The 20,011-nt window shown below is 59.9% G+C and carries 18 protein-coding genes and 1 pseudogene; 5 read left to right on the top strand and 14 right to left on the bottom strand.

What is annotated here, in order from left to right:
- Nucleotides 1-10 precede the first annotated feature (10 nt).
- Nucleotides 11-1,525, bottom strand: coding sequence for a threonine ammonia-lyase, biosynthetic (gene ilvA / locus AACY31_RS02395; protein WP_339481374.1), 1,515 nt, complete (start codon nucleotides 1,523-1,525; stop codon nucleotides 11-13).
- Nucleotides 1,526-1,662: 137 nt separating this feature from the next.
- Between ilvA and rpiA the strand changes: the two genes are divergently transcribed.
- Nucleotides 1,663-2,337 (top strand): ribose-5-phosphate isomerase RpiA, encoded by a 675-nt coding sequence (gene rpiA, locus AACY31_RS02390; protein WP_014336005.1) that lies wholly within the window; start codon nucleotides 1,663-1,665, stop codon nucleotides 2,335-2,337.
- Between the two features lie 97 nt (nucleotides 2,338-2,434).
- Here rpiA and AACY31_RS02385 read toward each other — a convergent pair whose 3' ends face one another.
- The 4 genes from AACY31_RS02385 to AACY31_RS02370 form a co-directional block, all read right to left on the bottom strand.
- A complete protein-coding gene (locus tag AACY31_RS02385) occupies nucleotides 2,435-3,349 on the bottom strand; it encodes an SdiA-regulated domain-containing protein (protein ID WP_339481376.1) in 915 nt (304 codons plus the stop codon).
- A gap of 121 nt (nucleotides 3,350-3,470) precedes the next feature.
- Nucleotides 3,471-4,403: an SdiA-regulated domain-containing protein gene (locus AACY31_RS02380; RefSeq protein ID WP_339503800.1), complete on the bottom strand. Its 933-nt coding sequence runs from the start codon at nucleotides 4,401-4,403 to the stop codon at nucleotides 3,471-3,473.
- A 229-nt stretch (nucleotides 4,404-4,632) separates the two neighbouring features.
- On the bottom strand, nucleotides 4,633-5,298 hold the full coding sequence (locus tag AACY31_RS02375; RefSeq protein WP_339481378.1) for a fumarylacetoacetate hydrolase family protein: 666 nt from the start codon (nucleotides 5,296-5,298) through the stop codon (nucleotides 4,633-4,635).
- Nucleotides 5,299-5,340: 42 nt separating this feature from the next.
- Nucleotides 5,341-6,735, bottom strand: a complete 1,395-nt coding sequence (locus AACY31_RS02370; RefSeq protein WP_339481379.1) for an FAD-binding oxidoreductase — start codon at nucleotides 6,733-6,735, stop codon at nucleotides 5,341-5,343.
- A gap of 205 nt (nucleotides 6,736-6,940) precedes the next feature.
- Between AACY31_RS02370 and serA the strand changes: the two genes are divergently transcribed.
- Nucleotides 6,941-8,170, top strand: a complete 1,230-nt coding sequence (gene serA / locus AACY31_RS02365) for a phosphoglycerate dehydrogenase (protein WP_339481380.1) — start codon at nucleotides 6,941-6,943, stop codon at nucleotides 8,168-8,170.
- A gap of 108 nt (nucleotides 8,171-8,278) precedes the next feature.
- Here serA and AACY31_RS02360 read toward each other — a convergent pair whose 3' ends face one another.
- Nucleotides 8,279-8,704, bottom strand: a complete 426-nt coding sequence (locus AACY31_RS02360) for a DUF4399 domain-containing protein (protein ID WP_339503798.1) — start codon at nucleotides 8,702-8,704, stop codon at nucleotides 8,279-8,281.
- 128 nt (nucleotides 8,705-8,832) lie between these two features.
- On the opposite strand from AACY31_RS02360, the gene AACY31_RS02355 reads away from it, so the two are divergent.
- Entirely contained in the window at nucleotides 8,833-9,393 is a 561-nt protein-coding gene (locus tag AACY31_RS02355) for a transporter substrate-binding domain-containing protein (RefSeq protein ID WP_339481381.1), read from the top strand.
- Nucleotides 9,394-9,549: 156 nt separating this feature from the next.
- Here the strand turns inward: AACY31_RS02355 and AACY31_RS02350 are convergent, their stop codons facing one another.
- From AACY31_RS02350 to AACY31_RS02320, 7 genes and pseudogenes are all read right to left on the bottom strand, one after another.
- Entirely contained in the window at nucleotides 9,550-10,176 is a 627-nt protein-coding gene (locus AACY31_RS02350; RefSeq protein ID WP_339481383.1) for a class I SAM-dependent methyltransferase, read from the bottom strand.
- Nucleotides 10,177-10,229: 53 nt separating this feature from the next.
- Nucleotides 10,230-10,490, bottom strand: a pseudogene (locus tag AACY31_RS02345) (hypothetical protein); the annotation flags it as partial.
- Between the two features lie 252 nt (nucleotides 10,491-10,742).
- Entirely contained in the window at nucleotides 10,743-11,510 is a 768-nt protein-coding gene (locus AACY31_RS02340; RefSeq protein WP_339503796.1) for a hypothetical protein, read from the bottom strand.
- 515 nt (nucleotides 11,511-12,025) lie between these two features.
- The gene (gene tcyN, locus AACY31_RS02335; protein WP_339491386.1) at nucleotides 12,026-12,787 is read right to left on the bottom strand and encodes an L-cystine ABC transporter ATP-binding protein TcyN; all 762 of its coding nucleotides are present in this window, start codon (nucleotides 12,785-12,787) and stop codon (nucleotides 12,026-12,028) included.
- A gap of 3 nt (nucleotides 12,788-12,790) precedes the next feature.
- Nucleotides 12,791-13,456, bottom strand: coding sequence for a cystine ABC transporter permease (gene tcyL / locus AACY31_RS02330; RefSeq protein WP_339481387.1), 666 nt, complete (start codon nucleotides 13,454-13,456; stop codon nucleotides 12,791-12,793).
- Nucleotides 13,456-14,256 (bottom strand): cystine ABC transporter substrate-binding protein, encoded by an 801-nt coding sequence (gene tcyJ, locus AACY31_RS02325; protein WP_339481388.1) that lies wholly within the window; start codon nucleotides 14,254-14,256, stop codon nucleotides 13,456-13,458. The genes tcyL and tcyJ overlap by 1 nt, the downstream gene beginning before the upstream one ends.
- A 310-nt stretch (nucleotides 14,257-14,566) precedes the next feature.
- A complete protein-coding gene (locus tag AACY31_RS02320; RefSeq protein ID WP_339481389.1) occupies nucleotides 14,567-15,559 on the bottom strand; it encodes a D-cysteine desulfhydrase in 993 nt (330 codons plus the stop codon).
- Between the two features lie 402 nt (nucleotides 15,560-15,961).
- Here AACY31_RS02320 and betT point away from each other — a divergent pair, with 402 nt between their 5' ends.
- On the top strand, nucleotides 15,962-17,923 hold the full coding sequence (gene betT, locus AACY31_RS02315; RefSeq protein WP_339481460.1) for a choline transporter BetT: 1,962 nt from the start codon (nucleotides 15,962-15,964) through the stop codon (nucleotides 17,921-17,923).
- Between the two features lie 118 nt (nucleotides 17,924-18,041).
- On the opposite strand, the gene AACY31_RS02310 is transcribed toward betT, so the two are convergent.
- Nucleotides 18,042-18,782: an SDR family oxidoreductase gene (locus tag AACY31_RS02310; RefSeq protein WP_339481390.1), complete on the bottom strand. Its 741-nt coding sequence runs from the start codon at nucleotides 18,780-18,782 to the stop codon at nucleotides 18,042-18,044.
- A 116-nt stretch (nucleotides 18,783-18,898) separates the two neighbouring features.
- Between AACY31_RS02310 and AACY31_RS02305 the strand changes: the two genes are divergently transcribed.
- The gene (locus tag AACY31_RS02305) at nucleotides 18,899-19,789 is read left to right on the top strand and encodes a LysR family transcriptional regulator (protein WP_339481392.1); all 891 of its coding nucleotides are present in this window, start codon (nucleotides 18,899-18,901) and stop codon (nucleotides 19,787-19,789) included.
- The last annotated feature ends 222 nt before the right edge of the window (nucleotides 19,790-20,011 follow it).

Here is a 20,011-nt window from a genome sequence, read left to right as displayed (position 1 = left end):
CCCGGCTTTATCAACCGAGGAACAGTTGATAGGCCGGGTTATCGCTTTCATCCCAGTACGGGTAGCCGATTTCTTCCAGGGCGGCCGGCACCAGGTGGCGCTCATCGTGAGGCACCTGTAGCCCGGCGACCACACGGCCATCCGCCGCGCCATGGTTGCGGTAGTGGAACATCGAGATGTTCCAGCGCCCGCCCAGCTTGTTGAGGAAGTTGAACAGCGCACCCGGGCGTTCCGGGAATTCGAAGCGCAGCACCACTTCGTCGATGACATGGGCCGCATGCCCGCCCACCATGTGGCGAATGTGCAACTTGGCCAGCTCGTTGTCGGTCAGGTCCAGCACCGGAAAGCCTTGATCGGTCAGGCTGGCGATCAGCGCGCTGCGCGGGTCGTTTTCCGGGTGGGTCTGCACGCCGACGAAGATGTGCGCCTCACTGCCGGTGTTGTAGCGATAGTTGAATTCGGTGATCTGGCGCTTGCCGACGGCTTCGCAGAACGCCTTGAAGCTGCCCGGCTTCTCGGGGATGGTCACGGCGATGATCGCTTCGCGGCCCTCGCCCAGTTCCGCGCGTTCGGCAACGTGGCGCAAGCGGTCGAAGTTGACGTTGGCACCGGAGTCGATGGCCACCAGCGTCTGCCCGCTAATGCCCCGTGACTCGACGTATTTCTTGATCCCTGCCACGCCCAGGGCGCCGGCAGGTTCGGTGATCGAGCGGGTATCGTCGTAGATGTCCTTGATGGCTGCGCATATCTCGTCGGTGCTGACGGTGATGACTTCGTCCACGTAGTGCTTGCAGATATCGAAGGTATGTTGGCCGATCTGCGCCACGGCGACGCCGTCGGCGAACAGCCCCACGGTCGGCAGGACCACGCGCTCGCCAGCCGCCATGGCCGCTTGCAGGCAATTGGAGTCGTCCGGCTCGATGCCGATGACCTTGATGTCCGGGCGCAGGTATTTCACGTAGGCCGCGATCCCGGCAATCAGCCCGCCACCGCCCACCGGGACGAAAATCGCATCCAGGCGCCCCGGGTGCTGACGCAGGATTTCCATCGCCACGGTGCCCTGCCCGGCAATGGTGTGGGGATCGTCATACGGGTGGATGTAGACGTAACCTTTTTCGTCGACCAGTTTCAGCGAATAGGCCAGGGCTTCGGGGAACGAGTCACCGTGCAGCACCACTTTGCCGCCCCGTGAGCGCACGCCTTCGACCTTGATTTCCGGGGTGGTCTTGGGCATCACGATGGTGGCCTTGACGCCCAGCACCTTGGCCGCCAGGGCCAGGCCCTGGGCGTGGTTGCCCGCCGAAGCCGTGACCACGCCGCGTGCGCGCTCTTCGTCGCTGAGCTGGGTCAGCTTGTTGTAGGCCCCGCGAATCTTGAACGAGAACACCGGCTGCAAGTCTTCGCGCTTGAGCAAGATGCTGTTGCCCAGCCGTTCGGAGAGCTGGCGAGCGGTCTGCAGCGGGGTTTCTACGGCAACGTCGTAAACGCGCGAGGTGAGGATCTTTTTGACGTACTGTTCAAGCATCGGAAAGCATCACTGAGCGGGTTGGGCAGGGCCAAGGAGTCTAACCCGGCTTTTAGCTGGGCGACCACACGAATCCCAAGGTTTTGTTGGGTTATACTCGCCCCCCTCTTTACTTCCTGCCCGCTTTCGGAGCCCGCATGACCCAGGATCAACTCAAACAGGCCGTGGCCCAGGCCGCCGTCGACCTCATCCTCCCGAAGCTGGATGACAAGAGCGTCGTCGGGGTTGGCACCGGCTCTACGGCCAATTGCTTCATCGACGCGCTGGCGCAACACAAGGGCGCATTCGACGGCGCGGTCGCCAGCTCCGAAGCAACCGCCGCGCGTCTCAAGGGCCACGGGATCCCGGTGTACGAGCTCAACACCGTGAGCGATCTGGAGTTCTACATTGACGGCGCCGACGAAAGCGACGCGCACCTGAACCTGATCAAGGGCGGCGGCGCGGCCCTGACTCGCGAGAAGATTGTCGCGGCCGTGGCCAAGACCTTCATCTGCATCGCCGACGCCAGCAAACTGGTGCCGGTGCTCGGCGCGTTCCCATTGCCGGTGGAAGTCATTCCCATGGCCCGCAGCCATGTGGCCCGCCAACTGGTGAAGCTGGGCGGCGACCCGGTGTATCGCGAAGGCGTGCTGACCGATAACGGCAACATCATCCTGGACGTGCACAACCTGCAGATCACCAACCCGGTGGAGCTGGAAAGCCAGATCAACGCCATCGTGGGCGTGGTCACCAACGGTTTGTTCGCTGCACGTCCTGCGGATGTGCTGCTGCTGGGGACCCCTGAAGGGGTGAAGACCCTGCGGGCTGAGTAAGCCCGGAGCTGGTCATTTATTGATCAGAGCTCGAACCCTGTGGGAGCGGGCTTGCCCGTTCCCGCATTGGTTTTTGTGGTGGGTCGGAGTGAGCGGATCAAGACTGCGGTTTCTTGAACACGTAGAACAGATTCGGCTCGCTCACCAGATACAGGTTGCCATCGTCGTCCATGGCGAGGCCTTCGGCCTGGGGCACGTTTTTTTGCAGGCCCTGGCGGCCTTTGCTCAGCGACAGCGTGCTCAACGGCCGGCCGTCGATATCCAATTCGATAATCAACCGCGACTCCTCGGACAGCGCCAGCAAATGGCCGCTGCGTTCGTCGTATTGCAGGCTTGAGAGGTCGCGTACGAACAGCCTGGCATCGCGCTTGGGGTTGTTGATCACATGGACTGCATAGGACTTTTCTGGATTGTGGTGGGGAAACCCATGCACTTCATAAATCAGCATCGGGTCGCGTTCCTTCGCCACGAACAGGCGTTTGCCCACCGAATCGTAGGCCAGCCCTTCGAACCCCTTGTTGCCACTCATGTGCACGCCCAGGGTCATCTGTTCGGCTTCGGCGGCGTCGAGGAATTGGGTGTCGTCCTCCAGGTGAATCTTGATCAGGCGCAGCTGGCGCTCGTCGGTGATGACGTAGATGTCTTCGCTGATGAATTCCACCGCCTCCGGATCGCCAAAGCCGATCAGGGCGATGCGCCGCAAAATCTTGCCGTCCAGCGACAACTCGATCAGCTCGGCATTTTTATTGGTGACGGTGAACAGGCTCTTGCGGATCGGATCGAACGTCAGCGCTGAAACGTCATCGTCCAGGCCGTCGATCACCTGCGCTTCGACCGTAACCCGGTATTGATCCAGGGCGATGGCCTGTTCGCTGGTGGTTCTCCAGAGGGTGTTGAGGTTGAACCAGGCGCGTTCGAACAGGCGCAGATGTTGGCCGGCGGCGATCAGAAAGATCAGCGCCAGCGCCAGCAGTATCAGGATCAAGGTTTTGGAGCGGGCGAGTCGACGCATGTTGGGGTGGGCTCGGATAAGAACAGGTGCGTGGAAATACCACGGATGCCTGAACTGAAGCTTAATGGCTGTGTGCCACACCCTACAACGAAGGAGGATTTATCCTACAGAGTTAGTGCTGTCAGCGCTGTTTTTCGAAACGATAGAACAGATTCGGCTCGCTGACCATGTACAGATTGCCGGCTTCATCGACGGTGACGCCTTCGGCACGAGGGATTGTGTCTTTCAATCCGTTTAGGCCGCCCAGCAAGGTCATGAAGCTGAGCTGTTCGCCTTTTTCGTCCAGTTCCAGCAGCAGATGGGAGTCGGCGGAAAGTGCCAGCATGTGACCGCTGCGCGGGTCGATCGCCAGTGCCGAGAGGTTGCGCAGGTCCAGTTCATGGCTGGCATGGCTCTGCTTGTCGCCCTTGAGCGACTGGCTGCCATCGCTTTTCCAGGTGAACAGCGCGGGTGGGCGTTCCTCTCCGAGCACCAGTTGCTGGTTGCGCGGGTCCCAGGCGATCGCTTCGAACCCTTTGTTCTGGTTCTTGGATGGGCCGAGATCATAGTGGGGGAAGTCGGCATTGTTCAGTTCGCGGGTATCGGCATCAACGTGGACGATGGTCAGTGTGTGATTTCGTTCGTCGGTGATGGCCAGCAGGCCGTTTTCCATATAAGCCACGCCCTCGGGGTTGTTCCAGCCCACCAAGGGCATCTTGCGCAGCACGTCGCCTTGCAGGGTCAGTTCCACCAGGAACGGGTACTTGCCCATGACGGCGAACAAGGTCTTGGTCTGCGGGTTGTAGGTCACATCGGACGCCTCGTCCTTCTCCATGCCGGGTAGTGGCTTGGCGTCGATTACGGCGCGGTAGTCCGGCAACCAGATGCTCTCCTGGCGCTGGGCCGGGCTCTGGAAGTGTTCCGATAGCCAAAGCAGGCCGCGGTCGTCCCAATGCATCGCAAACGCCAGGCCATAGGCAGCGGCCACCGCCAGCAGCGACCAGGCATACCAGGGCAGGGCGAAGCGGGAGCGGCGGGCAGGTTTGGCAGCAGGCAGTGCTTGGGTTTTGGCCATCGGGGAATGCGTTCCAGAGAATTCGGCTAGGGGGTGTTGGCTCAGATGCCGCATTCCCCGGAATTATCCGGATGACATGTGAAAAAAACGGTAAATGATCGGATATGCGCCATATATACCTGTGGGAGCGAGCCTGCTCGCGATAGCGGTGTGTCAGCCAACATTAATGTGTCGGATAGACCGCTATCGCGAGCAGGCTCGCTCCCACAGTGAGGTCAGCATTGCGTTTTTAACGAACGCTGCTTTCGAAGCGGCTCGCCCCGGGCAGTTCCAGGATCAGTTCGTCGCCTGCATTCAGCGGCCCGACGCCCGCCGGGGTGCCGGTGAGGATCACGTCGCCAGCCAGCAGCGAGAAACAGCCGGCCATGTACTGGATCATCGGCACGATGGGGTTGAGCATCAGGCTGCTGTTGCCGTCCTGGCGCACTTCGCCGTTGATGGTCAGGCGAACGGCGATATCGGTCAGGTCGGCAAAGGTGCCGCTCGACACGAACGGGGCGAGCACTGCCGCGCCGTCGAAGGACTTGGCCACTTCCCAGGGCAGGCCCTTGGCCTTGAGTTCGGCCTGCTTGTCCCGCAGGGTCAGGTCCAGGGCCGGGGCGAAGCCGGAGATGGCGTCCAGCACTTCCTCGGCGCTTGGGCGTGGCGACAGCGGTTTGCCGATCAGCACGGCGATTTCCGCCTCGTAGTGCACCGAGCCACGGTCGGCAGGAATGCTGAAACCGCCTTCCAGCGGCACCACGCAACTGCCCGGCTTGATGAACAGCAAGGGTTCGGTGGGCACCGGGTTATCCAGTTCCTTTGCATGTTCGGCGTAGTTACGGCCAATGCACACCACTTTCCCTACCGGGAAGTGAATACGTGTGCCGTCGACATACTGGTGCTGATAGCTCATTACCGACTCCTGCTTCAGGGATTCATCAGGTGTTTTTAGGCGTCAAACCGCGAAAATCTTGCCCGGGTTCATGATGCCGTTCGGGTCGAATACCGCCTTCACGGCTTTCATGTACTCGATTTCCACAGGCGAACGACTATAGGTCAGGTAGTCGCGCTTGGTCATACCCACGCCGTGTTCGGCGGAAATCGAGCCGTTGTATTTCTCGACGGTTTCAAAGACCCACTTGTTCACGGTTGCGCATTTGGCGAAGAACTCATCCTTGCTCAGGCTTTCCGGCTTGAGGATGTTCAGGTGCAGGTTGCCGTCACCGATGTGGCCGAACCAGACGATTTCGAAGTCAGGGTAGTGTTCGCCGACGATCGCGTCAATTTCCTGCAAAAATGCTGGAACTTTCGAGACGGTCACCGAGATGTCGTTCTTGTACGGCGTCCAGTGGGAGATGGTTTCGGAGATGTACTCGCGCAGCTTCCACAGGTTCTGCAGTTGGGTTTCGCTCTGGCTCATCACGCCGTCCAGCACCCAGCCTTGCTCCACGCAATGCTCGAAGGTTTCCAGGGCGTGGTTGGCGACTTCTTCAGTGGTGGCTTCGAATTCCAGCAGCGCGTAGAACGGGCACTCGGTTTCGAACGGTGCGGGCACGTCGCCGCGAGCGAGGATTTTGGCCAGGGCCTTGTCGGAGAAAAACTCGAAGGCGGTCAGGTCCAGCTTGCCCTGGAAGGCGTGCAGCACCGGCATGATCGAATCGAAGTCCGGTGTGCCGAGCACCATGGCGGTGAGGTTTTTCGGCGCACGGTCCAGGCGCATGGTGGCCTCGACCACGAAGCCCAGGGTGCCCTCGGCGCCGATGAACAGCTGCCGCAAGTCGTAGCCGGTGGCGTTCTTGATCAGGTCTTTGTTCAGCTCCAGCAGGTCACCCTTGCCGGTGACGACCTTCATGCCCGCCACCCAGTTGCGGGTCATGCCGTAGCGAATGACCTTGATCCCGCCGGCATTGGTGCCGATATTGCCGCCAATCTGGCTCGAGCCGGCCGAAGCGAAGTCTACCGGGTAGTACAGGCCATGTTCTTCGGCCTTGTTCTGCAGTTGTTCGGTAACCACGCCAGGCTGGCAGACCGCGGTGCGGTCGGTGAGGTTCACGTCGAGCACCTGGTTCATGTAGTCGAACGACACGACCACTTCGCCGTTGGCCGCCACGGCTGCGGCGGAAAGCCCGGTACGTCCGCCCGATGGCACCAGCGCGATTTTGTGTGCGTTGGCCCAGCGCACGATGGCCTGGACCTGTTCGGTGGTCTTGGGAAAGACGATGGCCGAAGGCGCAGGGGCAAAATGCTTGGTCCAATCCTTGCCGTAAGCGTTCAGGGAGTCGGCATCGGTCAGGACCTTGCCAGGCTCAACCAGGGTCTTCAGCTCATCTATCAGGGCAGGATTGGTCATCGACAGAACTCTCGAACAATTCATGGTCATCCTGAGAACGCTTCACGTCGCAGGAATGAGTGTTTAGCGGGGTGCGTATGCTAGCATACCGGCCCCGCAGCGTAGTGCCCAACGGCTGTTCTGCGGCGACGGCTGTCATGCCGGTCGGGCCAGCATGCGCTGTCCGATTCCCTGCCATTTTTCTCCGGGACACAGGTTTACGCAGATGAGCAAGACTTCTCTCGATAAGAGCAAGATCAAGTTCCTTCTTCTCGAAGGCGTCCACCAATCGGCTGTCGACGTCCTCAAGTCGGCGGGCTACACCAGCATTGAGTACATCACCAGTTCTCTGCCGGAAGCCCAGCTCAAGGAAAAGATCGCCGATGCTCACTTCATCGGCATTCGCTCCCGTACCCAATTGACCGAAGAGGTCTTCGACCACGCCAAGAAACTGGTGGCGGTCGGCTGCTTCTGCATCGGCACCAACCAGGTTGACCTCAACGCGGCGCGCGAGCGCGGTATCGCGGTGTTCAACGCGCCGTACTCCAACACCCGTTCCGTTGCCGAACTGGTGCTGGCCGAAGCGATCCTGCTGCTGCGCGGCATCCCTGAGAAGAACGCTTCCTGCCACCGTGGCGGCTGGATCAAGAGTGCGGCCAACTCCTTCGAAATCCGTGGCAAGAAGCTGGGTATCGTCGGCTACGGCTCGATCGGCACCCAGTTGTCGGTACTGGCTGAAGGCCTTGGCATGCAGGTGTTCTTCTACGACACCGTGACCAAGCTGCCCCTGGGCAACGCTACCCAGGTCAACAACCTGCACGAGTTGCTGGGCATGGCCGACATCGTGACCCTGCACGTGCCGGAAACCGCTGCCACCCAGTGGATGATCGGCGAGAAGGAAATCCGCGCCATCAAGAAGGGCGGGATCCTGATCAACGCCGCTCGCGGCACCGTGGTCAAGCTCGACGCCCTGGCCGACGCGATCAAGGACAAGCACCTGATTGGCGCCGCCATCGACGTGTTCCCGGTGGAGCCACGCTCCAACGACGACATCTTCGAAAGCCCGCTGCGTGGCCTGGACAACGTGATCCTGACCCCGCACATCGGCGGTTCCACCGCTGAAGCCCAGGCCAACATCGGTCTGGAAGTGGCGGAAAAACTGGTCAAGTACAGCGACAACGGTACGTCGGTATCGTCGGTGAACTTCCCGGAAGTGGCCCTGCCGGCACACCCTGGCAAGCACCGCTTGCTGCACATCCACGAAAACATCCCGGGTGTGATGAGCGAGATCAACAAGGTCTTCGCCGAAAACGGCATCAACATTTCCGGTCAGTTCCTGCAGACCAACGAGAAAGTCGGCTACGTCGTGATCGACGTCGACGCCGAATACTCGGACCTGGCGCAAGAGAAGCTGCAGCACATCAATGGCACCATTCGTTGCCGCGTGTTGTTCTAAGCAGGCCTGGCTTGCAATAAAAAACGGGAGCCTCGCAAGGGACTCCCGTTTTTTTTGCCTGACGCAACATCAAAACCCTGAAGGGTGGTGGTGTGTCGGCCAGGGCTGTTACTTCACGTTTACCGTGATTTTCTCGGACACGATCGACGGATCGAACGGCATGTGGCCGCTGTCACCCAGGATCAATTGCAAGGTGTGCTTGCCCGGGGCCAGTTTGATGTCGGCCTGGGTTTGTGCCTTGCCGAAGTGCATGTGGTTGGCGTCGTTTGGAATCGGCGCGCCAGCGGCAGGCAGTTTGTCGACATCGATGAGCAAATGGTGATGGCCAGTATTTTTGGTCACATCGCCGGCCGGGGCCAGGGCGATCTCCTTGACGCCGAACTTGACCGTGAACTCTTGGGCGACGGTGGCGCCGTCTGCCGGGGAAACGATGAACACTTTTGCACCTTCGGGTGCCGAGGTCGCGGCGGTTGCCAGCATCGAGGCGCCCAATAACAGGCCGGCCAACGTGGCACGAGACATAAAGCTTTGCATTTTTTTCTCCAGTTTTTCCATGAAATCCGCCTGGCCATGACAACTTCATGACCAATCGTTGTCGAAGCTTGCAACAACCATAGCAAAGCGCGGCTGAAACGGGCGTCGCTAAATACAAAGGAGTGACCATGCGCTTTCTGCCTGGCCTGATTTGCCTGCTACCCCTTTTGAGTCCCCTGGCTCATGCCGAACTGATCGATGACATCAATGACCGTGGCGAACTGCGCATTGCCCTCGAGGCCAACACCGCGCCCTTCAACTTCAAGGAAGACGGCAAACTCACCGGTTTCGAAGTGGAACTGGGCGAAATGCTTGCCAGTGAGCTCGATGTACGCCCCGACTTCGTGGTCACTGATGCCGGGGACCTGATGAGCGGGGTGGAGAGCGGCAAGTACGACGTCGCCATCAACCACATAGCAATGACCCCGGAACTGGCGGAACGTTTCGATCTCAGTGCTGCTTACAGCCATCCGGATGCACAACTGCTGGCGAGCAAGGATGAGACGCCACGCCCGTTGGTCATGGCGCAGTCATTCCAGCCAGAAAAAAAGAACGACCCGGCGCCGAGCCTGGTGATTCCGTTCCAGAAGGGCAACCCGGCCTTCAAGTCCAGCCTGGACAACGCCCTGACGCGTATCAAGGATGATGGAAGGCTGGAGCGGTTGTCGCAGAAGTGGTTGGGGCTGTAGGAGCTGACGAGTGCAACGAGGCTGCGATCTTTCCAAGGACACTTGAATCTCAAGCGAAAGATCAAAAGATCAAAAGATCGCAGGCGCCTACAGAGCTCAGTGGGAGTAAGTTCTTCGCCAGGGTTCAGCATTTAACCGGTTCAGACGAGTCTGTCTTCAGGGTTTACGCCAGACACTCGCCAACCAAGGCTGTTGCTCCCGCGGCAGCCCCGCCGGTCGGTAGTAATGCTCCAGTTCCACGAAGCCTGCGTCGCCGAGCAGCGTGCGCCAGGCCGCGAGGTCGTGGTAGGCGCCGAAGCGCTGGCCGTTCCAGCCCTCCTGGTTTTCGCCTCGAGGGTTTGAGCTGAACAGTACGCCGTCGGGCTTGAGGGTGGCGTGCAGTTGCTTGAGCACCCGCGGCAGTTCCTGGACGGGCACATGAAACAGCACCGCGTTGGCGAAAATCCCGTCAAAGCGCTCGGCCGGTAGGTCGAGTTCCAGGAAGTCCTGTTGCCACACCTCGCAGCCGCTGTCCTGGTGCGCCATCCGGGCAAACGCTTCTGAACCGTCGAGGCCGACCGCGACGTGGCCCAGGGCCGTGAATGTCCGCAGGTCGCGCCCCGGGCCGCAGCCGAAATCCAGGATGTGCAACGGTGCCTGGCCCTGGATATGGCGCAGCAGGGCGTCGATGTTCTGGCTGACATCGTGATCGCGGGTGCCTTCGCGAAAGCTTTCTGCCACGGCGTTGTAATGGCCCAGGGTCGTGGCAGTGATGGCGTGCAAGTCTTCGGTGGTGCGTTTCATGATCGTGGGCTTAGGTGGGGAGCGTCAGCCGACTATACCGCAAGATCCTTGGTCTACCGGTGGGTCGAGCCCGTGTGTTGTTGGGGTAGATGGGCCAGTGCGTGAAACAGCTTTTCGCGCAGGGTGCCGTTGTCGTATTCGGTTTTGTACGAGCCGCGTCGTTGCAACTCGGGAATCACCAGGTCGATGACGTCCACGTACTGGGAAAAATCGATTCCCGTCGATGCGGCAAAATGCGCCACGCCGGCCTCGGCGCTGGCGTAGCTCAGGTACTCGGCATGCTTGGCCCAGGCAGCCGTTTCGGCCACGGCAATCTAGGCAGGGCCTTGGCGTATTGCACTGGAGTGATCGTGTTCCGTTCCATACCCACCTCACATCTCAAGAAAACGCCGCGTTGAATGCGGCGAGCGAAAATCGAGAATGTCCGGTGATCCGGTCTATATACCTTAAACGCGTTTATATTATTTTTTGAACTAACTTTTAGGACTGCGGCTAGCGGGCTTTTGCCGGGTGATGTTGTAGCGAGGGGATTTATCCCCACGCGACAAAAAGCTTCTTTAGGGTATTCACGTTCGGTGACGTGACTCGGCCGCCAGGAGGGGTTCTTTCGGCGGGTTGTTCAGATACGGATTGGCGCAACCGATCTTCAACGTCCGTGGCGGTGCCCAGTGGGAGTTGTTGCCCACACGGTCGAGGATGCAATAGGTCACTTCCAGGCGCAGGTCTTCTCCTGCCTCCAGGATGATCTGCGGCGGGACCCAGATATGGATTGGCTGGCCGACGTCGCTGGCGGTAACGGCAGGCAGGTCCATGCGCACATCGCCCCAGCGCAGGGTCACGGCATCACCGGCGGCCATGTTCAGGTAGGGTTCGATGGTCAGTGGTACGCCGCGCTTGATCTGGTTGGGGTTCACCCCTTGGCGTCGGATCGTGTCGGGAATGCGCACTGGGGCCAGGCTTTGGTTTTCATCGCCGCTCAGGGGCGACGGCTGCCCGCCAGGGCAATCGAGCTTTGCGTGTACCCGTTGCTTGGCGGATAGCGCCGGCCCACGCCCGACCTGCATCACCCGATAGTGGATGCGCGAAATCCCATCGACGATGAAACTCTCCGGGACCCGCAGGGTGACGCGGTCTTGCGCATCGGCGTGCGACAGCAAGCGCGAGCCGACGTAGCAGTTGTCCCAGAACAGTTCGATCAGGTCGCCGGCGTCCATACCGGGGTAGGGCGCAATGGCAACCTCCAGGTGAGCGGCGTTGGCGATATTGATGCCGGTGGGGTGGGCGTTGGCCAAGGTGGGTGCAGCCAATTCGGAACTCTTCGACTTACATGTCATGGTGTTCTCCTTGATGCTTGAAAACGAAGTCCGTTTCGGGAAGATCAACGGCAACGACTAATTGCGAGATATCTTTATGTGTACAGTCATGTAGGCGGATTGTGCTTAATCACTGAGCAGAACATAAATAATGTGCATCGCCTGTTGGACACTAGATAAGGGCTCAATAGTTTCAGTGTCAATAGAGGCACTTGCTTAATAATTCAATGTTAAAGGCTTCAGAAATATCCTACGCACTCGTGTTAATAATGCGCGGCATCACAAGCCATTTTCCCAGGCTCGCAGGTTTTTGAAAAGTGCTCCGGAGAGCGTCTTAAGACTAAAAAAGGCAGGGGCTTGGGCTCAGAGGAAGTGTTACGAGAGGTAGGTCCATGCCGCACATAAAACGGTCGAGGATGTTGAGTGGGGCGCAAGTCGCACGTTGTTTCTTTGTGCTCAAATTTATGACGGTAGTGTCTTGAATGTGTTGTGGCGGCCTCACTTCCATCCTTGGAAGTGATGGCGCTCCCCATAACTTACTGGGTGCCGTGTCCGGCGGAGAGGAACTTGCTGAGGAACTGTCGCGTGCGTTCTTCCTTGGGTGCTGCAAACAAGGCCTTGGCTTCGCCTTGTTCGACGATCACGCCTTTGTCGAAGAACACCACGCGGTTGGCCACGTCTCGGGCGAAGCCCATTTCGTGGGTCACGATGACCATGGTGCGTTTTTCTTCGGCCAAGCCGCGAATGGTTGCCAGCACCTCGCCTACCAGCTCCGGATCGAGGGCCGAGGTCGGCTCGTCGAACAGGATGACCGCCGGCTCCATCGCCAACGCTCGGGCTATCGCCACGCGCTGTTGCTGACCGCCGGAAAGGCGCCGTGGATAGGCGTCCTCCTTGCCGGCCAAGCCGACCTTGGCCAAGAGCTTGCGCCCCAGGGCTTCGGCTTCGGCACGGGGAACTTTCTTCACCACTTGCGGGCCTTCAGTGACATTTTCCAAGGCGGTGCGATGGGGAAACAGGTTGAAGTTCTGGAACACGAAGCCCACCTGCTGGCGCAAGCGGCGCACCAGGCCCTGTTGCTGGTTTAGCGGGCGACTGCCATCGATCTCGATGTCGCCGACCTTGATCCGGCCGCTGGTAGGCTCTTCGAGGAAATTCAGGCAGCGCAGGAACGTCGTCTTGCCCGAGCCGCTGGGGCCGATGATCGCAACCACTTCGCCTTCTTCGATCTTCAAGTCGATGCCGTTGAGCACCACCTGACCCTTGAACTGCTTTGTCAGTTTTTCCACGACAATCATGGGTCAGGACTCCTGGTCATGCCGATTGACCCGGGCTTCCAGGACGTTCTGCAGGTGCGAGAGCACGCTGGCCAGAACCCAATAGATCAGCGCGGCGGCAAGGTACATGGTGAAGATTTCGAAGGTTCGCGCGGTGATCAACTGCGCCTGGCGGAACAGCTCCGGTACCTGGATGGTTGCCGCCAGCGCGGTGTCCTTGACCAGGGAAATGAAGCTGTTGCCCAGCGGTGGCAGGGCCGTGCGTGCCGCTTGCGGCAGGATGGCCCGGCGCAGGGTCTGGGCGCGGGTCATGCCGATGCTTGCCGCCGCTTCCCACTGGCCGCGCTCGATGGAGCTGATGGCGGCCCGCAGGATTTCACACGCGTAGGCGCCCATGTTCAGCGAGAAACCGATCAGGGCCGCCGGTAGCGGATCCAGCTCGATGCCCAGTTGCGGCAACCCGTAATAGATCACGAACAACTGCACCAGCAACGGCGTGCCGCGAAAGAACGACACGTAGATGCGGGCGATCCAGTTCACCAGTTTGAAGCGCGACAGGCGCATCAGCGCCAGGCCGAACCCCAGCAGCAAGCCGAAAAACATACCGCCCAGGCTGAGGATGACCGTGTAATACGCGCCCTTGAGCAGGAAGGGCGCGGAATCCAGTGCGAGTTGAAGAGCAGCTTCCATTATTGGGTAACGTCAGCGCTGAAGTATTTTTCCGAAAGCTCTTTCAGCGTACCGTCGGCGCGCAGTTTCTCGATCGCCTTGTTCACGGCTGCCAGCAACTCTGGCTCGCCCTTACGCAGGGCAATACCGGACTCCTGGCGCGAAAAGGCTTCGCTGGTCACCGTGGTGTCCTTGGCTTTCTTGGCGTATTCCAGTGCGGCCAGGCGGTCGATCAGGATGGTATCGATACGACCGACGCGCAGGTCCTGGAACTTGGTTGGGTCGTCATCGTAGGTTTTGACTTGGGCGCCCGGTACTTCTGCCTTGACCCACTGTTCGTAGTTGGTGCCAAGGCCCACGCCGACTTTTTTTCCGTCCAGGTCGGCGGCCTTCTTGATGTTCAGCTCGTCGGCTTTCTTGGTCAGTACCAGCGCTTGAATCCCGGAGACGGTGTACGGCTCGGAGAAATCGTACTTTTTCTTACGTTCCTCGGAGATGGTCACCTGGTTGACCACTGCGTCCAGACGCTTGGATTCCAGGGCCGCGAGAATGCCGGCCCAAGGGGTCGTTTGCAGTTTGACTTTCACCCCCAGTTCCTTGGCCAGGGCTTCGGAGAACTCCACTTCGAAGCCGGACAGTTTGCCGCTGTCATCAACGAAACTGAACGGTGGATACGTGCCTTCCAAGCCGATCTTGATTTCGCCGGTGTCCTTGATTTTCTGCAGTTGCTCACCGGCAACTGCTTGCCCCAACAGCCCGGCGCTCAATGCCAGGCCCAGCGAACCTAGCAACAGGTTGCGACGTAATGCGGAAAAATTCATGACAAGCCCCTGTGTTTTCTTATGAAGAGGTTATTTTGGCTGAGCGACGGCGTAGCCGCGATCCGAAAAGATTGCCACATCCTGCCTTAAAGCAGCTTGGGCGTCTTGCGGCAAATGCGCCTGCGGCGAGACTATAGGATGGCTTTTATAGATTGGAAAATAATATTAAATCATCCACATATTCCAAAATCCAATGGGTTCTCCTGTGGGAGCGAGCTTGCTCGCGAGGGTCTGTCAGCCAAATTGATCGTGGCTGATCCACCGCTATCGCGAGCAGGCTCACGCCCATATAGAGGTTCCCCCCGACATCTCAGAACGCCGCATTATAGGCAAACAACGCCGGTGCGCCGCCGGTGTGCAGGAAGATGATCGGGCCATCGTCGAAACGGTCACGACCCATGCCGTCGAGCAGGCCGGCCATGGCCTTGCCGGTGTAGACCGGATCGAGCAGCAGGCCTTCCTGGCTGGCCAGCAACTTGACCGCCGCCAGTGTCCCGGCGTTCGGTTCACCGTAGCGGGGGGCGAAATATTCGTCCCACAGGTTCACTTTGAACGCTTCTGGAAGGGCGACTTCGAGCAACGCTGCGGTGCGCTCGGCCAGGCCCTGGACCTTCGGAAACTGGTCCTCCTCGCTGCGCGAAACCGTGACGCCGATGACAGGCAGCGCCGGCAGGGCTTCACTCAGCGCCAGCGCCAAGCCACTGTGGGTGCCGGCACTGCCGGAGGCCAGTACCACGGCGGCGAATTCAATTCCGGTGTCCTTGATCTGCTCGGCCAGTTCCAGGCCGGCGCGCACATAACCCAGCGCGCCCAAGGCGTTCGAACCACCTATTGGCACCAGATAGGGTTTTTTCCCGTTGCTGCGCAGGCGACCGGCCAGGGCTTGTAGCTGCTCATCGGCGTTGTCCAGGTGGTCCACTAACTCGACCTTGGCGTCGAACAACTCCATCAGCAGCCGGTTGCCGTTGCCCAGGTAATTGCTATCTTCGGTGCCGATGGGGTTTTCCAGCAAGGCCACGCAGCCCAGGCCCAGTTTCGCGGCCAGGGCTGCGGTCTGGCGCACATGGTTGGACTGGATCGCCCCGGCGGTGATGAGGGTATCGGCGCCTTGGGCGATGGCGTCGGCGGCCAGGTATTCGAGCTTGCGCAGTTTGTTGCCACCCATGGCCAAGGGCGTCAGGTCGTCACGCTTGATATAGATGTCCCGGCCGAGCCAGGTGGAGAGGCGGTCAAGTTTTTCCAGCGGTGTCGGATGGCCGAGCAGGTCGAGACGGTTAAAGCGAGACAGCTGTTCTTTGATCATGGGTCCGTACTGGTTGTAGGCGATGCCTGGACTATAGGCACGCCGATATTCAGGGGCAACCGGCATGTTTTTGTTTGAGCGTGGATCTGGCGACACGTCGTCGGTTTGCCCTGTACTTGATCTGGGGGAGCGGGCTTGGCGCTAATGAACGAATGCCTTCCAGGCAACGTCATACCCTCCCGTAGGTTGGTGTAGCAAGCGTGCTATCAAGCCCTGCGATTGGTCCTTAGCTAGCTATTTATGTTTAACTTGAACGTTCATTCAAGTTAAACCGTCGGTTTGCTGCCCGCTCACAACAGGAGGCTTGCCTTTGCCGAGTCCATTTTCGACCACCCGGATTCTTTTTCCCGAGGTGCTGGTTTCATGAGTACCTCGCCCCTTCCATCCAGCGGCCTGGTCCGTATGAACCCGCCGGTCTTTTACTTCGCCGCGACCTTTATCTTGTTGTTCGGCCTGGTGGTGATTGCCATGCCCGCCCAGGCCGGCGCCTGGTTGTTGGCGGCGCAGAACTGGGCGGCCAATACGGTCGGCTGGTACTACCTGTTGGCGATGACGCTGTATCTGGTCTTCGTGGTGGTCACCGCCTTGTCCGGCTACGGCAAGATCAAGCTCGGTGCCGACCACGACGAACCCGAATTCAGTTACCTGTCCTGGGCCGGCATGCTGTTCGCCGCCGGCATCAGTATCACCCTGTTTTTCTTCTGCGTGTCCGAGCCACTGACCCACATGGTCCAGCCGCCCCAGGGCGAGGCTGGTACCGCCGAGGCGGCGCGCCAGGCCATGCAGATCCTGTTCTTGCACTGGGGGCTGCACGGCTGGGGTGTTTTCGCGTTCGTCGGTATGGCCCTGGCGTACTTCGCCTACCGGCACAATTTGCCGCTGGCCCTGCGTTCGGCGCTGTATCCGCTGATCGGCAAGCGCATCAACGGCCCCATCGGTTACGCCGTGGACGGCTTCGGCATAATCGCCACGGTGTTTGGCCTCGGCGCGGACATGGGCTTTGGTGTGCTGCACCTCAATTCCGGGCTCGACTACCTGTTCGGCATCGCCCATACCCAGTGGATTCAGGTCGGCCTGATCGTGCTGATGATGGGCTCGGCGATCATTGTGGCGGTGGCCGGTGTCGACAAGGGCGTGCGGGTCATGTCCGATATCAACATGCTGCTGGCCTGCGCATTGTTACTGTTCGTGCTGTTCGCCGGGCCCACCCAGCATTTACTCAACACCTTGATCCAGAACATCGGCGATTACCTCGGCGCCCTGCCGATGAAGAGCTTTGACCTGTACGCCTACAATGAACCTAGCGACTGGCTGGGCGGCTGGACGGTGTTTTACTGGGCCTGGTGGATCGCGTGGTCGCCGTTCGTGGGGCTGTTCATCGCACGGATTTCCCGTGGCCGCACCATCCGTGAGTTCGTGTTTGGCGTGCTGCTGATTCCCCTGGGTTTCACCTTGGCGTGGATGTCGATCTTCGGCAACAGCGCCATCGACCAAGTGCTGAACCACGGCATGAGTGCCCTGGGCATGTCCGCTCTGGAAAACCCATCGATGAGCCTTTACCTGCTGCTGGAAACCTACCCCTGGAGCAAGACCGTCATCGCGGTCACTGTGTTCATCAGCTTCGTGTTCTTCGTCACGTCCGCCGACTCGGGCACCGTGGTGCTGTCGACGTTGTCGGCCAAGGGCGGCAACCCCGATGAGGACGGGCCGAAATGGCTGCGGGTGTTCTGGGGGGCGATGACGGCCTTGGTGACCAGTGCGTTGCTGTTCTCCGGCAGCATCGATGCCTTGAAGTCGGCGGTGGTGCTGACGTCCTTGCCGTTCTCGTTGATTCTGTTGCTGATGATGTGGGGACTGCACAAGGCGTTCTACCTGGAGTCGCAGAAGCAAATCGCGCAATTGCACTCCCTGGCGCCGGTGTCGGATTCACGCCGGGGCACGGGCGGCTGGCGCCAACGCTTAAGCCAGGCGGTGCATTTTCCGTCCCGTGATGAGGTGTACCGTTTCCTCAACACCACGGTGCGCCCGGCCATTGAAGAGGTGACGGCGGTGTTCGTCGAAAAAGGCCTGGCGGTGGTGACTCAGCCTGACCCGGCCAACGACAGTGTCAGCCTGGAGATCGGTCACGGCGAGCAGCATCCATTCATCTACCAGGTGCAGATGCGCGGCTACTTCACGCCGTCCTTCGCCCGGGGTGGTATGGGCTCCAAGGAACTCAACAACCGTCGTTACTACCGTGCCGAGGTGCACTTGAGCGAAGGCAGCCAGGATTACGACCTGGTGGGCTACACCAAGGAGCAAGTCATCAACGACATCCTCGACCAGTACGAGCGTCATCTGCAGTTCCTGCATTTGGTGCGCTGACCAACGTGCCACCGTGCCGACCCCATCGTGAGCAGGCTCGCTCCCACAAGGCAATCACGTAACCCTGTGGGAGCGAGCCTGCTCCGGGCGGAGCGGTTTGGTTGGCGACGAAGAAACCTCAGACCAGCCCACCGTTGGCCCGCAGGATCTGCCCGTTCACCCAGCCGGCAGCCGGGCTCACCAGGAATGCGATGATGCTGGCAATGTCTTGTGGCTGGCCGAGGCGTTCCAGGGGCGGCATCTTGGCGTAGTGCTGCACCTGCTCTTCACTCTTACCGTGCATGAACAGTTCGGTGGCGACGGGGCCGGGGGCCACGGCGTTGACCGTGATCTGCCGCCCGCGCAGTTCCTTGGCGAACACCTGGGTCAGGGATTCCACTGCGGCCTTGCTGGCGATGTACACCGAGTAGCCGGGCAGGTTCAGGCCCACGGTGCTACTGGAAAAGTTCACGATCCGGCCGCCGTCGTTCAAGCGGGTCGCGGCTTCGCGCAGGGTATTGAAGGTGCCACGGGTGTTGATGGCGAACGTCTGGTCGAACAGTTCGTCGCTGTGCTGCGCCAGAGGCATCACCTGGAGGATACCGGCGTTGTTGATCAACACATCGACCTTGCCCAGTTGCGCTTCGGTTTCATCGAACAGCCTACGGACATCGGCGGCAGAGGACACGTCGGCCTTCACCGCTATGGCCTGGTGGCCGGCCTGGCGCAATTGCACCACCCACTTGGACGCCTCACTGGCGCTGTTGGCGTAGTTGATGACGACGGCGAAACCTTCGCTGGCCAGTTGCTTGGCGATTTCGGCACCGATGCCGCGGGACGCGCCGGTGATGATGGCAACTTTGGATGTTTGAGTCGGCATAGTTGAGTCCTCTTGAAGTGGGTGAGGCCAGGCTCACATGTTTACTCTCGGCGATAAATGCCGGAAAGTTGCCTTGACTGTTCAACAATCGCTAACAATAAAGGCGCCGGTTTCAGATGGATCAAGTCAAAGCGATGAAGGTGTTCGTGCGCATCTACGAGCGAAGCAGTTTCACCCTGGCCGCCGAAGACTTGAACATGCCACGGGCGACGATGACCCACACCCTCAATCAATTCGAAGCCTGGCTGGGTGTTCGCTTGTTGGAACGCAGCACCCGCAAAGTGCGCCCGACCCTCGATGGCGAAGCCTATTACCCACGCTGCGTGCAATTGCTGGCGGAACTTGAAGAAGCCGAACTGGCGTTTCGCGGCGTGGCGCCCAAAGGCAAGCTGAGGGTGGACTTGCACGGAACCCAGGCTCGGCACTTCGTGATACCGGCGTTGCCGCAATTCATGGCCCGCTATCCCGAAATAGACCTGTTCATCAGCGAGGCGGATCGTTTCGTCGATCTGATCGCCGAAGGCGTCGATTGCGTGCTGCGCTCCGGTGCGCTGGCGGATTCGTCATTGATCGGTCGACGTGTCGCCAATCTTCGGCAGATTACCTGTGCCAGTCCCGCTTACCTGCGCCAGTACGGTGAGCCGAAAAGCCTCGATGACTTGAAACATCACAGAGCGGTGAACTACGTCTCTCGGACCACCGCCAAACTGTATCCGTTTGAGTTCATGGTCGATGGCGAGCTCAAGGAGGTACCGATCGGGGGCTCGCTGTCGGTGTCCGGCGCCGAAATCTATGCCGCCTCGGCCATCGCCGGCCTGGGCTTGATCCAATGCCCGCATTACCGAATGGAAGAGCAGATCCAGCAGGGCCTGATCCAGGAAGTCCTCACCGCCACCCCACCGCCGTCCATGCCGGTGTCGGTGCTTTATCCGCACAACCGGCTCATGTCGCCGCGTGTGCGCGTGTTTGTGGATTGGTTGGCGGAGGCGTTTGCGCAGGCGCAATGACCGAGTGGTGATGGCGACGCATTGGCTGGAGAGTTGAGCCAGTCTTTTTCAGGGTGTGTGTTGTGTGTATCGAACTCATCTTTCGCAGCTAGAGTTTTCCGGCAGAGCTGCAAACACCCAGACGCCGATCTGCCCAGAGGCACGATCAATAGCATATTGAAACAGGCGGGCCTGAAATGAAGCCCATGACCGATTACGAAATCCCCGATGCGTCTGTGAAGT

This window comes from Pseudomonas sp. RL_105y_Pfl2_101 (assembly GCF_963970585.1).
Classification (GTDB): Bacteria; Pseudomonadota; Gammaproteobacteria; order Pseudomonadales; family Pseudomonadaceae; genus Aquipseudomonas.
This window is presented reverse-complemented; position numbering and strand designations above follow the sequence as displayed.